Source organism: Halanaerobium salsuginis (genome assembly GCF_900114545.1).
Taxonomy (GTDB): domain Bacteria; phylum Bacillota; class Halanaerobiia; order Halanaerobiales; family Halanaerobiaceae; genus Halanaerobium; species Halanaerobium salsuginis.
Window position 1 is genome coordinate 1 of the sequence record NZ_FOTI01000050.1, and the last position, 19,072, is coordinate 19,072.

The following is a 19,072-nucleotide window of genomic DNA, read 5'->3' on the forward strand; positions in this document are numbered from 1 at the left end:
CCGGCATTAACTGCAGCTATGGTAGATAGATTGACCCACAAATCATATGTAATTAATATGAATGGTAATTCTTACCGAATGAAAGAAACTGAAGAGTGGCTGGGTCAATAAAATTAATATTATTTTTTGCTTACCCGGGTCAATTTTCAATTAATAAAAGGGTCAAATTTCACTTGACAAAAACAAACAGCATTTTTAGTTTTTGGTTTCTCATCATTTTACACCATTTTCTGAAATTCTTTATTGATTTTCTAAGTTTCTTTCTGGAGGTTCTCCTTTTTATTATATCTTTTCCTCTAAGAGATGTGCTCCGACTAAACTCAAATCCCAAAAATTCAAACCTTTTACTACCCTGCTTTTTAAATCTTGAAAAGAGAATTATATTGCTCTTTTCCAGAGAAAGTTTAAGTCTAAATTTATTCAGTCTTTTCTGCATCTTACTATAAAAATATTCAGCATCTTTTCGATATCTGAATGCTGTTATATAGTCATCTGCATACCTTAGAAAATAGGTATCACCTTCTGTTATTTCTTTTTTCTCTGTATTTATCTATTTTGACTTCAGAGTACTATGAGTTAATCCGAAGTCCTGCCAGCTTCTGGTTGTCCTTCTTGTTTGGTTGGATTTACCTACCAGTTTGATTACTGGAACTGCAGGAGCCCTCCCAGGTTCCTAATACTTCTTTCTTTTCATGCCAGGTGCTCTGACCCCGACAGACCCTCATGAGTCTCACCATTACAACTCATTTGTACTGACTTCCATGACGTTAAACATGTTGTCATCTGCTCTTTAGTCGGTGCTACCAACTTCCAGTTAACGGGGCTGAATATGCTTCAGGAGTACGGTACTCCTTCTGGCCTAAAAAGTTCTCTGTGTACACTTCATCTGATAGTTGCCTATTTCGATGCAACACTCGATACAGTCTGCTGGTTAGGCTTTAACTGATAGAGACTTGATAGATTAATATCTACATTACGAATATGCTTTTCCTAATGACAGCGAGGTAGCAATAGTTGACCTTCTGTCAGACTTTTATTTATATCATTACCATCTGATTTTTGCGGTGTGATATTATTTTATCTCACTCTACTAGAAGTATTAAACTTCCTGGCGTTCTAACGTATCCTAGTTTACGAATTTTCTGAACCTAAGCCAGACCTGGCTTAGGTTCAGAAATTTGGGTGCAGCGTAGCGGAACCGTAAATATATTGTTAGACGACGTTATTTTGCTTTCATATTATACCAGCTTCTTTAGCTTTATAAATAAATTCTTCTAATTCATTTATATACTTTTGGGATAATTCAATAATATCTTCATCACCTGTCCAATCTTTAAAAATATATTCAACTTTCGCATCATCCTTATCTTTTTTAGAACTAATATCACTAGGTTTTTTCTTCTTTTTGTTAAAACTTTCCTTTTCTTCTATGACATTACCGTTTTCATCATATTTTACCCATTTAATACTTTCAATTGATGCACTAACAGAAATCGTGTCACTTACAGTAATACCAGTGATATGATTTATAGGTCTTTCATGTATATTTACATTTCTTTTATCTTTAAAAAATGATAATATTGGATTATCACTAACCAATTCTTCATAAACATTTAGCATATTAATTCCTTTTGCTTTTTTATATGAATACTGCAAAATTGATCTAGATGATGAGAGAAAAGCACTTAAATTATAACTAAATTGCTCACTATTATGTTGCTTTAAACTTTCAACCATTCCTTTATAAAAATATTTTGCTTCTGATAATTTCCTTTCTTCTTTCATTTATTTATCACCTCATTTTCACTCATTAAAAATAATGTCACATAACGTCCCTGGGATTTGCGCTCGTGACTGTTTCCATAGGAACTGGCGTAAAGCTTGCTTTTTCATATCCGTTATTGGTTAACCTGCAAGCTTTATGACAGAAGGCATGACGCCAATCCCATGTTCGTATAATAGATAAATAAATTCTATAATTATTTTCTTTCTATTTAGATTTCAGTAATTTATACTGGAAGAAATATACCAGGGTGAAGACCGTATGCCATGTTGGGACATCTTGATCTCGTCGCATAAACTGGTCTCGCCCTCCAATCGTCTTTTATCTCTTTTAGCTGGTTGGGTCTTTAAACCCGTATCACCTCACGAACCTGGGGAAAGTCGAATTGAGGGTCCTGGTCAATCTTTGGAGGTGTTTTAATGAATCAACCTGTTTTAAGTATCGACGTTTCAAAATCATATAGTTATGCTAAACCTTTTGTAGCTTATCAAAAACCCTATTCTAAACCTTTCTCCTTTAAACATACTTATGCTAACGCTAGTGATGTCATTAACCTTCTTCTTGCTTTAGAAGTTAAAACAGGCGTCAAACCATTGATAGTCATGGAAGCTACCGGTAATTTTTCTAAACCAATCAAGTCATTTTTTTCTGAAAGTGGTTATCATGTAATTGAATTAAACCCTATTCTCACTCATAAACAGAAAAAGAATTCTATTAGAAAAGTTAAAACTGACCCTCTTGATACCAATCGCATTGCTGAAGTCTTTTATTTAAATAAGTTTACAGCTAAAAGGATATTCCTGAATATTGTAATGAGATTCGTGTTTTAACTAGAAATTATGAAAGCATTAATGAAACTTTCAGAGAACTTCAACTTAAATTTTGCAGGTTTAGATCCTTCAGTATATGAGTCTGGTAAATTCAGATCAACCCATAATAGTATATCTAAACGTAGTTCAACACATCTACGTAAAGCACTATATCAAGCTGCATCTGCTGGAATTAGAAAAACAAACGAAGTTCCAAATAATCCTATTTTATATAATTACTATAGCAAGAAAGTTAATGAGGGAAAAGCAAAAAAAGTTGCTATTATTGCTGCAGCACATAAGTTATTAAGAATTATTTATGGAGTATGGAAAAATGATGAATCCTTTAGAATAAACTAGTCTGTTTAGCTGCTTTAAAGATTTTAAAACTTACTTTACAGTAGGTTTATTTTGTCATGCCTAATTTTAGCTCTAATAATTATTTTTTAAATTTACTTGACTTTAATTAGCTGGTTTATATGATAGAGCTGGTTTTATTTTTTGATAAAATTTAGAAATTTTAATAAATAAAAAAAAGGGGTTTACTGCCCCTTTTCAAGTATTCTTTTATATGCACTTATATAAACAACTTGATCTTCTCTTTTACCAACAGACCAAACCATTATTTCTTCCTCGTTCAATATTTGATAAACAACTCTATATTTTTTTCGATAAAAGTAGATTTTTAAACAACCAGATAAATCAATTCCACTTTTATTTCCAAGTGGTTTTCCCAATTCAGGTGATTTTTTTATTTTATTTAATGTACTTTTAAGTCTGGGTTTAACACTTCCATCTAAATTATCAATATCATTTTTAACTTCAGGATGAAATTTAAGTTTCATCAACTTAAGCCCCCTAAAAACTATTCTTTATCTAATAAGTCCATTATTTCTTTTTCACTTACTGCATCTTTAAGATCAAAGTTTTCTTTTCTTTTAGCGATAATCTCTTCAATATGGGCATCTTCTAATTGTTCTTCCAAAAATTCGATTTTTTCCAGTAACATTTCATATTCTTCAATATCCATCATAATACCTTCTATATCATTATTTCTGGTAATAAATAGCGGGGACTCTTTTGTTTTATCTAACATTTTACTAAAGTTACGAACAATTTCAGAAGATGAGACCATATGATCTCTATCAATTCTTAAAGTAACCATTATCTGCACCTCCATAAATTTAAAATATTTCATAAATATTATCTTAATTAAATTATACATTAAATTTTATGTAAAATCAATTGTAATATTTAATTTTAAATTTATAGAAGTATTTTAGTTTATAATCTATCTATTGTTTTAAAAGACTTTTGCAAACCAGCTCTTTCGTATAAAGTTACTGGGATTTGCATTCGTGCCTGGTTCCGCAGGAACTGGCGGAAAGCTTGCCTTTTATATTTCTTGCAGCTATTATTGCAAGCTTTGTGACAGAAGGCATGTCCCGAAGGGTAGGCTTGCTCTTTAGCCTAACGGCAATCCTATGTTATATGAAGTTCCAGTTGGTTCTTAAATTAACCTCTCTTTTCTGCTAACTCTCTATACGCATCTGCATTATTTAAAAAATCCAAATCGTCCACATTAGTATAATTTTTATCGATAAATTTTTTTAATTCATTTTCTAGACTTATCCACTCATTTCTTGCTTCAGTACCATCAATCCCTTCAAATTCAGATCCTAAACCAGATTCAGCTTGTTCCGAAAGACCTTCATATGCCATGCATATAAAATAATATGCATTTTTTCTACTAATTTTCGAAGGTGAAATAACAGATTTATTATTAAAATCAATATCAGTATATAAACAATTATTTCTATATTCCATCCATTTACCTGAACGCACCAAAAGTACAATACCAGATGTTCTATAAATTCCAGAAGTAGGATGAACTCCATGTCTTTTGTCAGCTGCAGAATTAATAAATAACGACCAGTTTGCCATTTGCAAAGCTTTACCTGTGTGATTTCTTATTACTTTCTTTATTTCTTTAATTTGTTCTGAAGACAACTCTTCTTCAGATCTTTCTAATAAGCTGATACTTACCATGCGTAAGTATATAACTTTTCCTATTTCCTCTATTGCAGTCATGGCACAGAAAGTAGAAGATGGATATTTTTCTTCTTAAAATAATTTTACTGCATCATAAATTAATCTTTTAGCATTAAAAAAAGTGTCTCTTCTAGTTTCTAGTAGAATTTCTTTCACAATAAAAACTCCTTCTGATTTTATTAAACCAACTTTTTTAAGCGTGTTTATCAAAAAACAGTATAGCAATAATTTAACTGGAATTTCATATAACGTTACTGGGATTTAAGAAGTTTATGAGGCTTAGGGCGACTGCCCTTGCCGAATAAATTTGGATGGAGCGCAGCGAAATCTTTAATCCCATGTTAGACGAAGTAGCTTAACTAATTAGTTTAAAAATTTTTTCTCCAAAGAAACTCTAATTCTTATTTGACAATCTTCATTTCTATCTTTATTTGGTATTTCTTCAAAAATAAATGGTATGTCTGATCTATCAGTTTTTTTTAATGATATCATAAGTAAATCTTCACAAAATTCCAACATATTAATAATAAACATAGACATATCCTTTAAAATTGAACTTTTTTCTTTATCATTTAAATTCCATGTTGGCAATAATAAAGATTTTTCTCCATTATTTTTAATTATTTGAGTTTTATTTATATGTAAAACACCTGAGTATCCTCCAGGATGTTCAACAGCATTACGCATTGATATTGCCTTATTAATCCATAGATCATGGTCTGATTTTAATATTTTTGTTAGTTCATCATTTTCCCCAAATTCTTTTTTGGACCACTCGTGAATTTTATCATATCTAGGTTTATCAAATTTTTTATCATAAAATACTCCAAATAATTGAGTTAATTCTCTTAAAGCTAATTTAAATTGATATAAAAAACTCTCACATTTATCTTCCATATTTATAATAGTTGGTACATTAATAACTCGTCCATTAGCTTGTTCATTTAAGCCATTTTCAGATATATCTTTTTTAATATATTGAGCTTCTTCAAAAATATATCTATATATTTTGAAACAAAATATTAATTTTTTCTGGACTTTATTCCCTAATACATTAATGATCTCTTGTTTCTTTTGTTTTTCTATGGGAAATGAATTTAATATCTGGTTAGTTTGAATTGAAAGACGAGCTACAATCGGATTACTAGTTCCAACATCTTCAATTTTTCTTAACTCAAAACTCATATCTATTCCTCCTCAAAAATGAAATTAAAAATTTATACACTTGAGTTATTTTTATTATGTTCTTCTAAATCATTAGCTGTATTTTTTTCAATGATATATGTAAAGATTATAGCAAAGATTTCTAGAACTATAATGCTATAAATTAAATCAAATGTTGATAAATCGAAAATATAAGATATTAATATTCCACCATATAATGAAAAGAAAGAATTTCTAATACTACCTCCAATACTTGCCTCACTTAATTCAGACATAAACTCCTGGCCACCATTTTGCCATTCAACTCTTACATCAACAAATGATAATTTATTCAATAAGCGATGTGCTATGAAATAATTGATTATAAAATTAAATAAAAAAACTGGCGAGCTTATAGATATAGATAATAAAATCAGTTTTATTATATTTAGAGTGATAAAAAGTTGATTATTATATAAGTATATAATTAAAATACCTGGACATATCATTGCTATTAACATAAATAATACAATAAAGAAAGAATTAACATCTAATTCTTTAAATAATTCAAAAACCGTTTTCATTTCCAAAGATATCTCTCCTCCTTTATTTTGTTTGATTTGAATAATTTATTATAAATTTAAAGCTATTTCGTCTAACGTTACTGGGATTTAAGAAGTTTATGAGGCTTAGGGCGACTGCCCTTGCCGAATAAATTTGCATGGAGCGCAGCGGAATCTTCAATCCCATGTTATCCGAAGTCTAATTTTATAAACACTATATTAAGAACTAATTCTTATATTCATGAAACTTATAATCAATATTTTCAACTTCAAACAGGTTACTATTTTTTTGAGTAACAACTTTTTCATTAAATAAAACTATATTATTACCTGGTCCCATAGCACTTTTGAATTTTATACCATCATAATTTTTCATCTTAATATATTCAGTAATAAATTGAGTCGGAATATACTCTATATCAGATTTATTTGGATTTATTGGTTTTGCTAATTTATAACTTAAATTTTTTATGAAATATCTTTTCTCTATTTCTCTTTTTAGATTATCTTGAAATTCAAAAGGAGATTTTATATTATCAATATCAGTTAGATCTACAATTTTCAACTGTTGATTTGTCAAAAAACTTGCAATTGAAACTTTTGCTTTTTTCCAAGGCCTTACTTCAGATAAAGCTGTCTTTTTATCAGATGCTAAATATAAAAATGGTATCCCAGATGGATTAGCCCTGCCAGCACTTGCTTTATTTCTCGGAGGAACCCCCATTTCTTTATACGGAACATATTTTTGATTTATTTTATTATTTTTCTCTTTTTTACTTCCGATTCTTGCTCTATAGATTTTACAACCTTCTGATAATATAGTTTTTGCGATCTCTATAGATTCATTTAATAAATCAAAAAATTGTTGTTCATTATTAGTAGATTGATTTATTATAAATCTTGTATGATATTTTAGTTTTTCTGATAAAATACTCCAATAACCTACTCCAGAATTTATGAGAAAATCATATTTAAAATCTATCCATAATTCAGAAGAACTATAAAAATTTTCATTACCTTTATCATTCCTTATTTTATCTAAAAGACTATTTTGATTATTTTTAGTTAAATTATTATTAAATATATTCCATTCATATTGGATTAATTCTGCTAATGATCCGCTGAAATTCCTTTCTGTATAATTTATTTCTTTATAAGGAGTATATAAATCAATTAAATTTACAAATAAATCTTGTAATTCTAATGGATTTATACAAGCAACATTTTTTGCACCACAAAAATCACAATTATTTTTACTACCATTTTGTTTAATATAACCTACTATTTTTTTATCACTAAAACATACCTCACAACAATACATATTAAATTTCTCCTTTAAAAAGATCTTTAAATTAGATTTCGGATAACGTTCCTGGGATTTGCGCTCGTGACTGGTTCCGCAGGAACTAGCGTAAAGCTTGCTTTTTCATATCCGTAATTGGTTAGCCTGCAAGCTTTATGACAGAAGTCATGACGCCAATCCCATGTTATCTGAAGTACCATTACTACATAGTTATATAAAATCTTTTTAGTTTATTTACCAATTAATTTGGGCCTCATAGGAAATACATTTGTGACTTTAAAAAATGCTTCTTCTATTTCTACTCCAATTCCTTGTTCATAAACATTACCAAAATTGTCTTCATATCTAATATCAATTTTATTATTTGACGTTATTCTATCTTTATTTAGCAGGTACAGATTAAATTGTATTTGTTTCTGATCTCCTGGATTAATTATTCTTATATTTTTCTCGGAACTTTTTTTAGAAGTATCATTAAATCTTAAAACTTCTAAATTATAGACAGGTCCTTTCCCAGAATTATAAAAAGCTATATCAAAAGGTTTATGTATCTTGATTTTATCTTCTTTTTCTTGGTTTAAATCAATATTTACTTTCATATCAAAAATATATGATGTTTCTCCATCGGCAAAGCCTCTTTTTACCTCATCTAAATTTGGGACCAAATGAGGCGATACACTTTCTATCCGGCTTAATTTCATTTCATCAAGAGTATTTTTATTAGTTTTACTTTGTATAAAGGTTAAAATTACTATAACCAAAGTAATTAGTGTTGTAATTACTTGTGTCCAAACTGAAATTTCTTCATATGTCAATTATAAGCCCTCATTTCTTTATTTTTTATTATTTATCATATTATCTGAAGTATAATTTTTTACTAAAACAAAATTTATGAATTCTCCTCAACTATCTCTTTCCACATATTCTCTATAATGTTTACCTTCTCTTGTAATTCAATTTCTAAGCCTCGATTATTATTTAGATTATTTTCTATTCCCTTTATTTCAAGAATACTATTATTAAATTGATTACATATTTGTTTAGATACTGAAGGAGTATTAATATAATTACTATATTGAGTAATATCTTTCATATTATCTTGTTGATCAAAAACAAAACCAATATAACCATCATTAGCCCAAATATTTATATAAGCTCCATATTTATAATTCAACTTTTCATTCATCCAATTATTTTTGATTTTATTAATATCAGATCTATCGTCATTTTGATCTTTCTTCACTTCAATCACAAGAAAATCTAAACTAAAAATTCCTCTTTTATGAAAAATAATATCAGGTCTACGATTATGTAAATTTCCTTTAGTAACATCCACATCGTTGTTTAACCAAAATATATATTTTTTTAATTCATTTGCAAAATGATGTGCTAGATTCCATTCAGTCATTGTTGTTTCAGATGTGTGTTCTAAGATATCTGGTTGATTTTCTAATAGATTTGAAATGGATGAATTCAATATATTTGCTAGAATATTTAACATTAGAATACTCCTTTTTATAGATTATGGTATTTCAGATAACGTCCCTGAGATTCGCGACGTCCTCGTTAACTCTTCATTCTCAAAGCAAACCTATAACCCTACATAAGTCAGCCCAGTCCCCATTTATCCATCTAAATTAGGATGTTGCTAATCTCATGTTATACGTCGTGGCGCGGTTTTATGCTCTATCGAATATTTTGTTCATCTGCATCTTTTTTCCAATTCATTTTTTGAAGAGAGTTTTTATAATTCTCAAATGATTCACAAAACAACTGTCCAACATCTGGATTACTAAACTGATAACTTTCATTTAAACCTTTTAATGTTTTAATATTCATTTCAAAATATAAAACAATTGGTATCTCATAATTATTCTTATATCTTTTATCAGGCGACCCATTTTTGTTTACATATCTCCATGTACGATCAACTATTTTAGTATCTCTTGGAACTCTTTCTTCTTCTACAAATCTTTGCGGATAATAATCAAATTTAATATCTCTAAAATCCACTAAGCCAAATTCATTATTATGATTATTTAACATTACTATAAAACCAGGGTATATATATAAATCCCCACCATTTGCATTTTGTAATTTTAAAGCTTCATATTCGGTATCTATAAAATCTAAAGATGATTTTGAAAATAAAACTTTATTTCGTGTTACTGAAGTACTAGCAGATGATCTTTCTTTAACTCTATCTACATATTTTGAAGAGGTAATATCCCAAATCGTTTCTACTTCTATTAACTTTTTAAAATTTTTCTTTAATACTAAATAATCATCTAAAATTGAGTCATCCATATTAAAATCTATATCTAATTTAAAGTCTTCATATTTATCCTTCGCATCTTGAGCAGCAGTACTTTTTTCCTTAAAGTTAATTTTGAACCATTTAATAAAAAAACCAATAATCAATATATATGAAATAATCATCAATAACATAGATATTGTTTTGTGAAATGATAATTTATTACTTTCTTTTTTTAGTTCTTCCTTAACTATTTTAGCATTTATAATCGACTCTTTAAGTCCATATAATCCTTCACTAGTTATTAATTCTGGTTTATAACTTTTTATTTCAACTGCATCCTCTGGAATTGAAGATAATTCATTGTTACGCGGGATATTGTTGTTTTTTGGACCACTAATCCGTTTTCTATCATAAATACCAGTTCCAGGAATACCTGTATTTAGATAAGTACCCTTCTTTCCAACATTAACATTTAGACCTTTCATACCAACTGTTGCACTCATTCCAGATTTACTAAGGTTTACATAGAAACCTGGAAAAACTTTAACCCTCTTTCGAAATTTAAAAGCCATATTTCCACCTCTCCCTTATTTTATAGGTAAATAGATTTTAGCGCCATGTCGTATAACGTCCCTGGGATTTGCGCTCGTGACTGGTTCCGCAGGAACTGGCATAAAGCTTGCTTTTTCATATTCGTTATTGGTTAAATTGCAAGCTTTATGACAGAAGGCATGACGCCAATCCCATGTTATACGACTGTTAAACGACAGCTCTTTTAATTTCTTCTCTTTTATTATTTGGTTCTCTTAATAAATATAGTCATTAACTCTTAAACATACTCATTTAAGGCGCTAATGAGTATGTTTAATCGAAATAATTATTTTTTTACTGCAAAATTATTAGATCTTCACGAAGTTAAGTTCATAATATTTTTATTTTCTTTAAGAATTGCAATTAATATTCCTGAAAGTTGCAAACTAAAATCCCCTATTATTGCAGAATAAAAATCTATTAATTTAGTTTTACTTGCAGAAATCGATTTATTATTAATATACTTCATGTAAAAGAAAAAAATACCTGCATAGTAACAGGTTTAATTATTATTTCTCTTTTTTGATTTTCTAAAGCTCATCTTGTCAATCCATCTCGAAACTTCTAAGCAATAAAGACACTTGACCCAGCCTAATATCACGACTGTGACTGTTAGGCGGATAAATCTTTTATTATCTCTTTTCTTTTTTAATTCATTTATTATTAGTTGCTGCTACTTATCATTGATGCTTTGAATTTGCTATCTTAATGAAACTTATTTCATTAAGATTTACAGCAGAAAATTTTAATGACAAATAACTTTTTACACTTTTCGTTAATTAAGAATTTACACCTTAAATATTTCTAATGCGATTTAACAGTGAATTATTTTGATCTTAACCAAATAATTTAAAATTAATGGTTTAATTATTATTAATTTGGTTTTGAATTACCCGATAGGATTTTACAAATCCATCTCGTTCTTTCCAAGCTGAAAACATACTTACCTAGTTTAATGTCGTATAACGTCCCTGGGATTTCCGACGTGCCTGTGCCTTTAGACCTGGCGGAAAGCTTGCCGTTATATTTCTTGCTGCCTATGATTGCAAGCTTTGTGACAGAAGGCATGTCCCGAAGGGTAGGATTGCTCTTTAGCCTAACGGCAATCCCATGTTATACGCTGTAATAACTTGCCTCGTTAAAATTTGTACTTAACTTCAACTTACTGAATTCTGATATCAATTCTTAACCAGCTAAAAAAATTCATTAACCATTTACTATATTGAGTCTTCACGAAGTTCGTGAAGATCTAACAGTGACCAATTTACTTTTTGCTATATGTAAAAAACTTTTTGAATTATAATCCCCCAAGTTTATTGTTAACACCTTATAAAAAATATTAATTATTAGTTCTTTAATGGAGAAAGTTAATGAATTATAGTTAGCGATGCCCAAACCTTATCTTTTATCTTTTTAGCCGATGTTTAGTTATTATTGCGTATAACGTCCCTGGGATTTCCGACGTGCCTGTGCCTTTAGGCCTGGCGGAAAGCTTGCCTTTATATTTCTTGATGCCTATAATTGCAAGCTTTGTGACAGAAAGCATGTCCCGAAGGGTAGGCTTGCTCTTTAGCCTAACGGCAATCCCATGTTATATGCTGTAATGATTTGCTGCGTAAAAGTTATCTACTTCTTCAACTTACTGAATACTTATATTAACTCTTAACCAGCAAAAAAGTTCATAAATTCTGTACTATATTAAATCTTCACGAAGTGCGTGAAGATCAAACAGTGACTAATTTACCTTCTGATATATGTAGAAATCTTTGTGAATTATAATCCTCCCAGTTCATTGTTAAAGCCACTGGAAACCTGCAATTATTATTTACTTCATTTGCAGGAGTTAATATATCTCAGTTAGCGGTGCCCCAACCCTTCTTTTATCTTTTCCCTTTTTTGCTGATGTTTAATCATTATTGCATATAACGTTACTGGGATTTAAGAAGTTCGTGAGGTTTAGGGCGACCGCCCTTACCGAACGAATTTGCAATGAAGCGCAGCGGAATCTTCAATCCCATGTTATGTGCTGTTGGCACTTTTTAAGATTATTTCAAATCCATATAAGTACTGCTTTTTAATTCTTTTGCTAGATCATTTCTATTTGTTTTAATTATTTTATCAAATATTTTTTGAATAAAAGGAGCTACCCAATACTGAGAATCTTCTACAGGTGTAAGTCCTACTTCTAATCTATCAATATAGTCACTTGACATCATATATTTATCTTTTAAATAAAAAAGATAAATAAAATGCAAAATGAATAGATTACGTAAATCATTAGATATTTGGTCTAAATATTTTATTCTTTCTTTTGAATATATTTTTTCATCATTAATTAAAAAAAGTTTATAAGAATTATAGTGAAGATGATCATTACATCTATCTCTTATTTTCCCATATAAATTATTCTTTTTTAATAATAAGTTTATTTCTTTTAGTTCTGAAGAGTTTTTTATATAGTTAAGCATTTCAGAAAAAGGCGGTAATTGATTTTTTTCAATGATCCAGTTATTTATTTTTTCTACAAAGAGTTTCTCTAAATTGTTATTCTCTATCAAATATAAATTAATATAAATATTAATTGCTATTGAATCATAATACTTTCTTAATAAAGCATAAGAATCATTGATTTGACCATTCTTTAAAATCATTTTTATTGAATTAAGTGTTCCTTTTATAGAGCTCAAAAGATATGTATCAACATTAATTATTGATTGAGTTCCAGCAGTAGTCCAATTCATAATAGAATAAGAAAGACTTTCATAAAAGCCTTCATACTCATCTATTTCTTCAAAAACTTTATGCTCTTTGTATTTTTTATTTAACATAATTATCATCTCTTTAGAATTTAAATATTGTGCCAATTGCACATAACGATACTGGGATTCGCGGTGTGCCCGGTGTCCACAGACCTGGTGCAAAGTTTGCCATCATACTCGCAATTGTTTAATAGCAAGCTTTGTGCCAGAGGGCATGCCGCTAATCTCATGTTATATGACTGTTATAACAATATCGACTCTATTGCTTCTCATTTATCTTCAAAACTCCGAACCTCTATCTTCTTTTTTGCAACGGTCTTCCCGCAAAAAACCTTAACCATCAGTCGGAAGTTTTGAAGATGATGCTATGACCTCTCATAAAATTGATCATGCTCTCCATTTACGCACCCAGGTTCGTTAATACCCTGCAGTTTCTATTTACTTTCCCCGGAGAAAGTATATTCACTTCATCCAGCGATAACCAAACCCTTTCTCTCGGTCTTATTAGCTGCAGTAACATTGTTATAATGTCATATAACGTTACTGGGATTTGCGCTTGTGCCTGGTTCCGCCAGGAACTGGCGTAAAGCTTGTCGTAATATTTCTTGCTGCTTAATATTGCAAGCTTTATGACAGAAGGCATGACGCCAATCCCATGTTATGTGAAGTGCGTAATTTTATATTAATTATCATTTAGCCCAAAAACTCTTGATCCTAATTTCTCTTTGTTCTTTGCCTCAAGCCGAAGAACTTCTTCTTTCATGGCAGTATTAGGAACTATATTTAAGATGCTAAATTGAAAATGTTTATAATGATTTGGATTAGAATTTAATAATTCTTTTATTAACTTATTATTACCATGTTTATTTCTTACATAAGTTGACCATCGCCCCCAAATACCCTCGTTACCATATGCAGATCCTACATATTGCATACCATTCTTTTTATTTAATATTAAATATACTCCGTAAACACTTGATAGAGCTGTTTTCCATTGCCTATTAGATACTGGGTTATTTATCATTTTTGATAATTCCTCAAAAGATAATATAACCTCTTCATAACCAGGAAAAATTTTAACAAAACTTTCTGGTAATATTTCTACTACTTTTTTATCTAATTTTTTTTGATGCCATGAAAGTGCTGATTTTCCCCAATCGATAACTAATCTTTCTTCAAGATCGCTTAATTTATTAACTCTTTTCATATCATACTTGTAAAAAGGGCCTACTCCCCAATTTTCGGGTTCCTTTATTGATAATAAATTTTCTGGTAAACTATCAATTTTTTTAAATCCATTAATTTCATACATCCGATGAAGCAAAGAATGTGTTCCTTCAATTGCTTTAAAAGTTATAATATAATCATATTTACTAAAAACATCATTTTTTTGAACCGATTGATAAAGAGCAAAATTATCTTGCAAAATCAAATCTTTAATATATTTACGTTCAGTTGTATGTCTAACGATTTTAATTCTATATTTGTCTAAATTTTTTATTTTTAAAATTTCTTTTAATTTCATAAATTTCCTCCAAAAGTCCACAAAAATTTTAAACTTAGCATTTCACATAACGTTACTGGGATTTGCGCTCGTGTCTGGTTCCGCAGGAACTGGCGTAAAGCTTGCTTTATCGTATCCGTTATTGGTTAAACTGCAAGCTTTATGACAGAAGGCATGACGCCAATCCCATGTTATGTGACTGTTAGGCGGTTATAAGTATTCTCGCCCAACGTTTTTCTTTTCTGATCTTTTATTTTAATACTTATCATTGTTGCTTTGAATTTTATATTAGCTTAAAACTATTTTATAACGATCTCTTCTCTTAATAATTATTTCTATAAAACTATAACATTAATAATATACTTCTTGTAATAGCAAAAAATACCTGCAAAACTGCAGGTTTAATTATTTCTTTATTAGTTACGAACATTTTATAAATCCATCTCGGAACTTCTAAGAGATAAAGTTAATTGACCCAGCCTAATGTCACGAATGTGACTGTTAGGCGTAAAAATATTTGCTTTTTTTATTATTTATTATTGCTGCTATACTTCTCATTGATACTTAAAATTCTAGATTTTCCCGAAACTTACTTCATATAGATTTACTAAATTGTTATAATGGACAATAAAGCTTTTATATTTTCAGTTTATTAACAATTCACATTAAAGATTAATCAAAAATATTTTTATTATTAATTAAGACCTCTTCTCTTCTTTTTTATTAAATTAATACTATCTGCTGCAGTGCTTATCATTGATACTTTGCTTTTACTATCTTCACGAAAGTTACTTCATTAAGATTTACTCAAAATATTTTTTAATGCTTAATAACTTTTTACATTTTTCGTTCATTAAGACTTTATACCTGAGACTTTTCATAAGCGATTCAACTGTAAATTATTTTGATCTTAACTATTAGATTTGAAATTATAGATTTAATTATTATTATTGGTTTTTATTTATTTCAATAGCATTTTACAAATCCATCTTGGCACTTCTAAGCCCAAGGAAACTTAGTTAGCCTAATGTCACATAACGTTACTGGGATTTGCGCTCGTGCCTGGTTCCACAGGAACTGGCGTAAAGCTTGCTTTAATATTTCTTGCTGCATAATATTGCAAGCTTTATGACAGAAGGCATGACGCCAATCACATGTTATATGCTGTAACAGCCGATAGTCACGATGGACCTTTCTTTAATTATTACTTTATTTTGATGCTGATACCTTAGAAAAGACTTCTATATGGTTTCCTTCAGGATCTTCGAACTCAAATACTAAATTATCCTGGATTTTAGTTAACTGAAAAACGATCTTTAAATTACGGTCTTCTATCTTTTCTTTTGTTTTCTCAGCATTATCAACTTCAAAACTTAATAAACAGTTATCTCCATATTTTACTTCTTCATTCTCATTATTATGATCAAATAAGAAAAGGCGAAATCCATCAACATCAAAGAGATATAAACTCTCACCTTTCTTAGATGCTGATCTTTCTAAAAACCATTCATAAAAATTTATTGCTCTCTCAGTATTTTCTACAGATATGTAAGCGGATTGTAATTTAGGTTTCATAAGTCTTTATCCTTCCTGCTAAAGATACTCTTTACTTGTAATCCAGGCTGTTATTGCATATAACGTCCCTGGGATTTGCGCTCGTGACTGTTTCCGCAGGAACTGGCGTAAAGCTTGCGTTTTCATATCCGAGATTGGTTAAATTGCAAGCTTTATGACAGAAGTCATGACGCCAATCCCATGTTATATGATGCCGTAGCTTTATCTATTAATTTATCAATTATTAACTTACTTCATGCAAAAGAAAAAAATCCCTGCATTTATACAGTAAATGTTTTTATATAAACTTAATTTTAAATTTTTACTTCCTTTTATAACATATATGTGATATAATAAATTTAGAAATTGGAGTGAATAGATTATGTATAAAATTAAGTATTATGCAAAAAATAATAAATCTCCAGTAATTGAATTTATTAAAAAACAGTCAGCTAAAGAAAAAGCTAAAATTCTAAGAGAAATAGAACTTCTAGAAGAATTTGGTCTATTCCTTGGTATGCCCCATCTTAAAAAGTTAAAAGGATATGATGATCTCTGGGAATTACGAATAAAGCATAGTTCTAATATATTTAGGGTTTTCTTTTTAAATTATCAGGATGGTATCTTCGTTCTTTTGCATATCTTTAAGAAGAAATCTAATAAAACTCCACAGAGAGAAATAGATATTGCGCTTAACAGACTTAATTCTATCAAGTGAGGTGAAAAAAATGGAACTTATAGATCATAAAGAACTTAAAAATGAACTTTTTGAATCTGAAAAAGTTAAGGAAGAATATGAAAAACTGAATGTTATGTATGAAATCAAAAAACAAATAATTAGGTATAGAATTGAAAATAATTTAACTCAGAAAGAATTAGCAGATAGAATAGGAACTAAACAGTCTGCTATTTCCAGACTAGAAAATGACGATTATAATCCGAGTGTTGAATTTCTTGATAAAGTTGCTCATGCACTTGGTAAAAAACTTGAAATTAGATTTAATTAACAGTGCTGAAGGTTTACCGGCACTGTTTTCTTTATGCTATAAATTTTAGTTGTAAAAGCGTTTGCTACGGTTTCATATAACGTTACTGGGATTTAAGAAGTTCATGAGGCTTAGCCAGACTTGGCTTGCCGAATGAATTTGCGTGGAGCGCAGCGGAACCTTTAATCCCATGTTATATGCTGTAACAGCCGATAGTTACGAATAACTTTTCTTTAATTAAAACTTGATTTTGATGCTTAAATTTTAGAAAAGACTTCTATATGGTTTCCTTCAGGATCTTCAAACTCAAAGACTATATTATCCTGGATTTTAGTTAGAGGAAAAACGATCTTTAAATTACGCTCTTCTATCTTATCTTTTGTTTATTCAGCATTATTAGTCTCAAAATACTATAAATTATTAAGATGACTTTATTCTTATTTTTTATTCATTTTCAGGTTCAGTATGAATATTTATAATAGTATTATCTCCATATATTTTTTTAATCTTTCTCTCAATTTCATTATTGATTTCATGAGCTTCAACAATGCTTAGATTGTTTTTAACATTTATATGAATATCAATTATGATTTTATTACCTACTTTTCTTGTTTTTAATTCATGTGGAGATCTAACTTGATTAATATTTTCTATTATTTTTAATATATTTTTATTAGTACTATCATCAAGTGATTCTTCTAATAATTCTTTGATACTGCCAATAGAAATGCTATAAGCAGTTTTCATTATAAATATACTAACAATTGTTGCAGCAATCGGATCTAAGACTCTCCAATTATCACCTAATAAAATTGCTCCTCCTATACCTATAAAAGTTCCGATAGAAGAAAACGCATCAGATCTATGATGCCATGCATTTGCAATTACTGCAGGGCTATTGATTTCTTCTCCTTCTTTTAATGTGATTCTAAATAATATCTCTTTTGTTATCATTGATAATAATGCTGTAACAAGTGCTATAATTCTTGGTGATTCTAGATTAGTTTTTAATAAGATTGCCGAATAAATATTTTCCCCGCTAGAATATAAGATTCCTAATCCAACAACAAATAATGTAATTCCTATAATTGTTGTCGCAAGAGTTTCAAATTTACCATGACCATAATTATGATCTTTGTCAGGCGGTTTTCTAACTATTTTAAAACTGATTAAAACTATTATATCTGTTGTGAAATCTGATAAAGAATGAATTGCATCAGCAATCATTGCAGTACTATTACCGATTATTCCTGCAATTAATTTAACTGATGTTAAGATTAGATTTGCAAAAAATCCAATCCAGGTAATTTTATTTGCTTTTTTTGCACGAATATCTTCTGTTAAAATATTCATTTAATTCACCCCACATTTGTTATTATAATCATTAAAGTTAAAAAAATTACGAGGTATTTTTAGGTTTAGTTTGTTTAATTAAAATAGGTAGTAAGTATTTAGAAAATCAAAGCCAATTTTATTTTATCATTAAATTTTGTTTTTGTCAAGTGAAATTTGACCCTTTTATTAATTGAAAATTGACCCGGGTAAGCAAAAAATAATATTAATTTTATTGACCCAGCCACTCTTCAGTTTCTTTCATTCGGTAAGAATTACCATTCATATTAATTACATATGATTTGTGGGTCAATCTATCTACCATAGCTGCAGTTAATGCCGGTGTGAATGTCAAATAATATTTTACACTTTTCGCTCATTAAGATTTTACACCTAAGATTTTCCAAAAATGGTTTCTCTGTGAGTCAATCTGTAG

General features: G+C 29.2%; 19 protein-coding genes and 2 pseudogenes. 5 read left to right on the forward strand and 16 right to left on the reverse strand.

What is annotated here, in order from left to right:
- Positions 1–111: ATP-binding protein (locus tag BMZ74_RS14385; protein ID WP_245750889.1), on the forward strand; the 111-nt coding region annotated here is incomplete at its 5' end.
- A 58-nt stretch (positions 112–169) separates the two neighbouring features.
- Here BMZ74_RS14385 and BMZ74_RS14850 read toward each other — a convergent pair.
- Entirely contained in the window at positions 170–550 is a 381-nt protein-coding gene (locus BMZ74_RS14850; RefSeq protein ID WP_089862533.1) for a reverse transcriptase domain-containing protein, read from the reverse strand.
- Positions 551–1,233: 683 nt separating this feature from the next.
- Positions 1,234–1,785 carry a hypothetical protein gene (locus tag BMZ74_RS12375; RefSeq protein ID WP_089862534.1) on the reverse strand — a complete coding sequence of 184 codons (552 nt, stop codon included), beginning with the start codon at positions 1,783–1,785 and terminating at the stop codon, positions 1,234–1,236.
- Between the two features lie 417 nt (positions 1,786–2,202).
- Here BMZ74_RS12375 and BMZ74_RS14625 point away from each other — a divergent pair, with 417 nt between their 5' ends.
- Positions 2,203–2,613, forward strand: coding sequence for an IS110 family transposase (locus BMZ74_RS14625; protein WP_218142077.1), 411 nt, complete (start codon positions 2,203–2,205; stop codon positions 2,611–2,613).
- Positions 2,614–2,622: 9 nt separating this feature from the next.
- Complete coding sequence (locus BMZ74_RS14630; RefSeq protein WP_218142078.1) at positions 2,623–2,952, forward strand: transposase; 330 nt, start codon at positions 2,623–2,625, stop codon at positions 2,950–2,952.
- A gap of 182 nt (positions 2,953–3,134) precedes the next feature.
- Here BMZ74_RS14630 and BMZ74_RS12385 read toward each other — a convergent pair whose 3' ends face one another.
- The 12 genes and pseudogenes from BMZ74_RS12385 to BMZ74_RS12440 form a co-directional block, all read right to left on the reverse strand.
- Positions 3,135–3,437, reverse strand: coding sequence for a type II toxin-antitoxin system RelE family toxin (locus BMZ74_RS12385; protein ID WP_089862535.1), 303 nt, complete (start codon positions 3,435–3,437; stop codon positions 3,135–3,137).
- A 20-nt stretch (positions 3,438–3,457) separates the two neighbouring features.
- Complete coding sequence (locus BMZ74_RS12390; RefSeq protein ID WP_089862536.1) at positions 3,458–3,757, reverse strand: type II toxin-antitoxin system Phd/YefM family antitoxin; 300 nt, start codon at positions 3,755–3,757, stop codon at positions 3,458–3,460.
- Between the two features lie 350 nt (positions 3,758–4,107).
- Positions 4,108–4,701: pseudogene (locus tag BMZ74_RS12395) on the reverse strand (AbiV family abortive infection protein); the annotation flags it as partial.
- 306 nt (positions 4,702–5,007) lie between these two features.
- Positions 5,008–5,829, reverse strand: coding sequence for a hypothetical protein (locus BMZ74_RS12400; protein WP_089862538.1), 822 nt, complete (start codon positions 5,827–5,829; stop codon positions 5,008–5,010).
- A gap of 32 nt (positions 5,830–5,861) precedes the next feature.
- A complete protein-coding gene (locus BMZ74_RS12405) occupies positions 5,862–6,377 on the reverse strand; it encodes a hypothetical protein (RefSeq protein WP_089862539.1) in 516 nt (171 codons plus the stop codon).
- Positions 6,378–6,576: 199 nt separating this feature from the next.
- On the reverse strand, positions 6,577–7,671 hold the full coding sequence (locus BMZ74_RS12410; protein ID WP_005488428.1) for an RES family NAD+ phosphorylase: 1,095 nt from the start codon (positions 7,669–7,671) through the stop codon (positions 6,577–6,579).
- Positions 7,672–7,883: 212 nt separating this feature from the next.
- The gene (locus BMZ74_RS12415; RefSeq protein ID WP_089862540.1) at positions 7,884–8,468 is read right to left on the reverse strand and encodes a hypothetical protein; all 585 of its coding nucleotides are present in this window, start codon (positions 8,466–8,468) and stop codon (positions 7,884–7,886) included.
- 74 nt (positions 8,469–8,542) lie between these two features.
- Positions 8,543–9,154: a hypothetical protein gene (locus BMZ74_RS12420; RefSeq protein WP_089862541.1), complete on the reverse strand. Its 612-nt coding sequence runs from the start codon at positions 9,152–9,154 to the stop codon at positions 8,543–8,545.
- A gap of 185 nt (positions 9,155–9,339) precedes the next feature.
- Positions 9,340–10,482, reverse strand: a complete 1,143-nt coding sequence (locus BMZ74_RS12425) for a DUF4236 domain-containing protein (protein ID WP_089862542.1) — start codon at positions 10,480–10,482, stop codon at positions 9,340–9,342.
- Positions 10,483–12,546: 2,064 nt separating this feature from the next.
- On the reverse strand, positions 12,547–13,329 hold the full coding sequence (locus BMZ74_RS12430; RefSeq protein ID WP_218142079.1) for a hypothetical protein: 783 nt from the start codon (positions 13,327–13,329) through the stop codon (positions 12,547–12,549).
- A 613-nt stretch (positions 13,330–13,942) separates the two neighbouring features.
- A complete protein-coding gene (locus BMZ74_RS12435) occupies positions 13,943–14,785 on the reverse strand; it encodes a GIY-YIG nuclease family protein (protein WP_076543403.1) in 843 nt (280 codons plus the stop codon).
- 1,188 nt (positions 14,786–15,973) lie between these two features.
- Positions 15,974–16,339, reverse strand: a complete 366-nt coding sequence (locus BMZ74_RS12440) for a VOC family protein (protein WP_089862543.1) — start codon at positions 16,337–16,339, stop codon at positions 15,974–15,976.
- Between the two features lie 361 nt (positions 16,340–16,700).
- On the opposite strand from BMZ74_RS12440, the gene BMZ74_RS12445 reads away from it, so the two are divergent.
- Positions 16,701–17,036: a type II toxin-antitoxin system RelE/ParE family toxin gene (locus BMZ74_RS12445; RefSeq protein WP_014553244.1), complete on the forward strand. Its 336-nt coding sequence runs from the start codon at positions 16,701–16,703 to the stop codon at positions 17,034–17,036.
- 10 nt (positions 17,037–17,046) lie between these two features.
- Positions 17,047–17,325 carry a helix-turn-helix transcriptional regulator gene (locus BMZ74_RS12450; protein ID WP_089862544.1) on the forward strand — a complete coding sequence of 93 codons (279 nt, stop codon included), beginning with the start codon at positions 17,047–17,049 and terminating at the stop codon, positions 17,323–17,325.
- A gap of 423 nt (positions 17,326–17,748) precedes the next feature.
- Here the strand turns inward: BMZ74_RS12450 and BMZ74_RS12455 are convergent, their stop codons facing one another.
- Both BMZ74_RS12455 and BMZ74_RS14390 read right to left on the reverse strand, forming a co-directional pair.
- On the reverse strand, positions 17,749–18,657 hold the full coding sequence (locus BMZ74_RS12455) for a cation diffusion facilitator family transporter (RefSeq protein ID WP_089862545.1): 909 nt from the start codon (positions 18,655–18,657) through the stop codon (positions 17,749–17,751).
- A gap of 211 nt (positions 18,658–18,868) precedes the next feature.
- Positions 18,869–18,979: pseudogene (locus tag BMZ74_RS14390) on the reverse strand (ATP-binding protein); the annotation flags it as partial.
- Positions 18,980–19,072 lie beyond the last annotated feature (93 nt).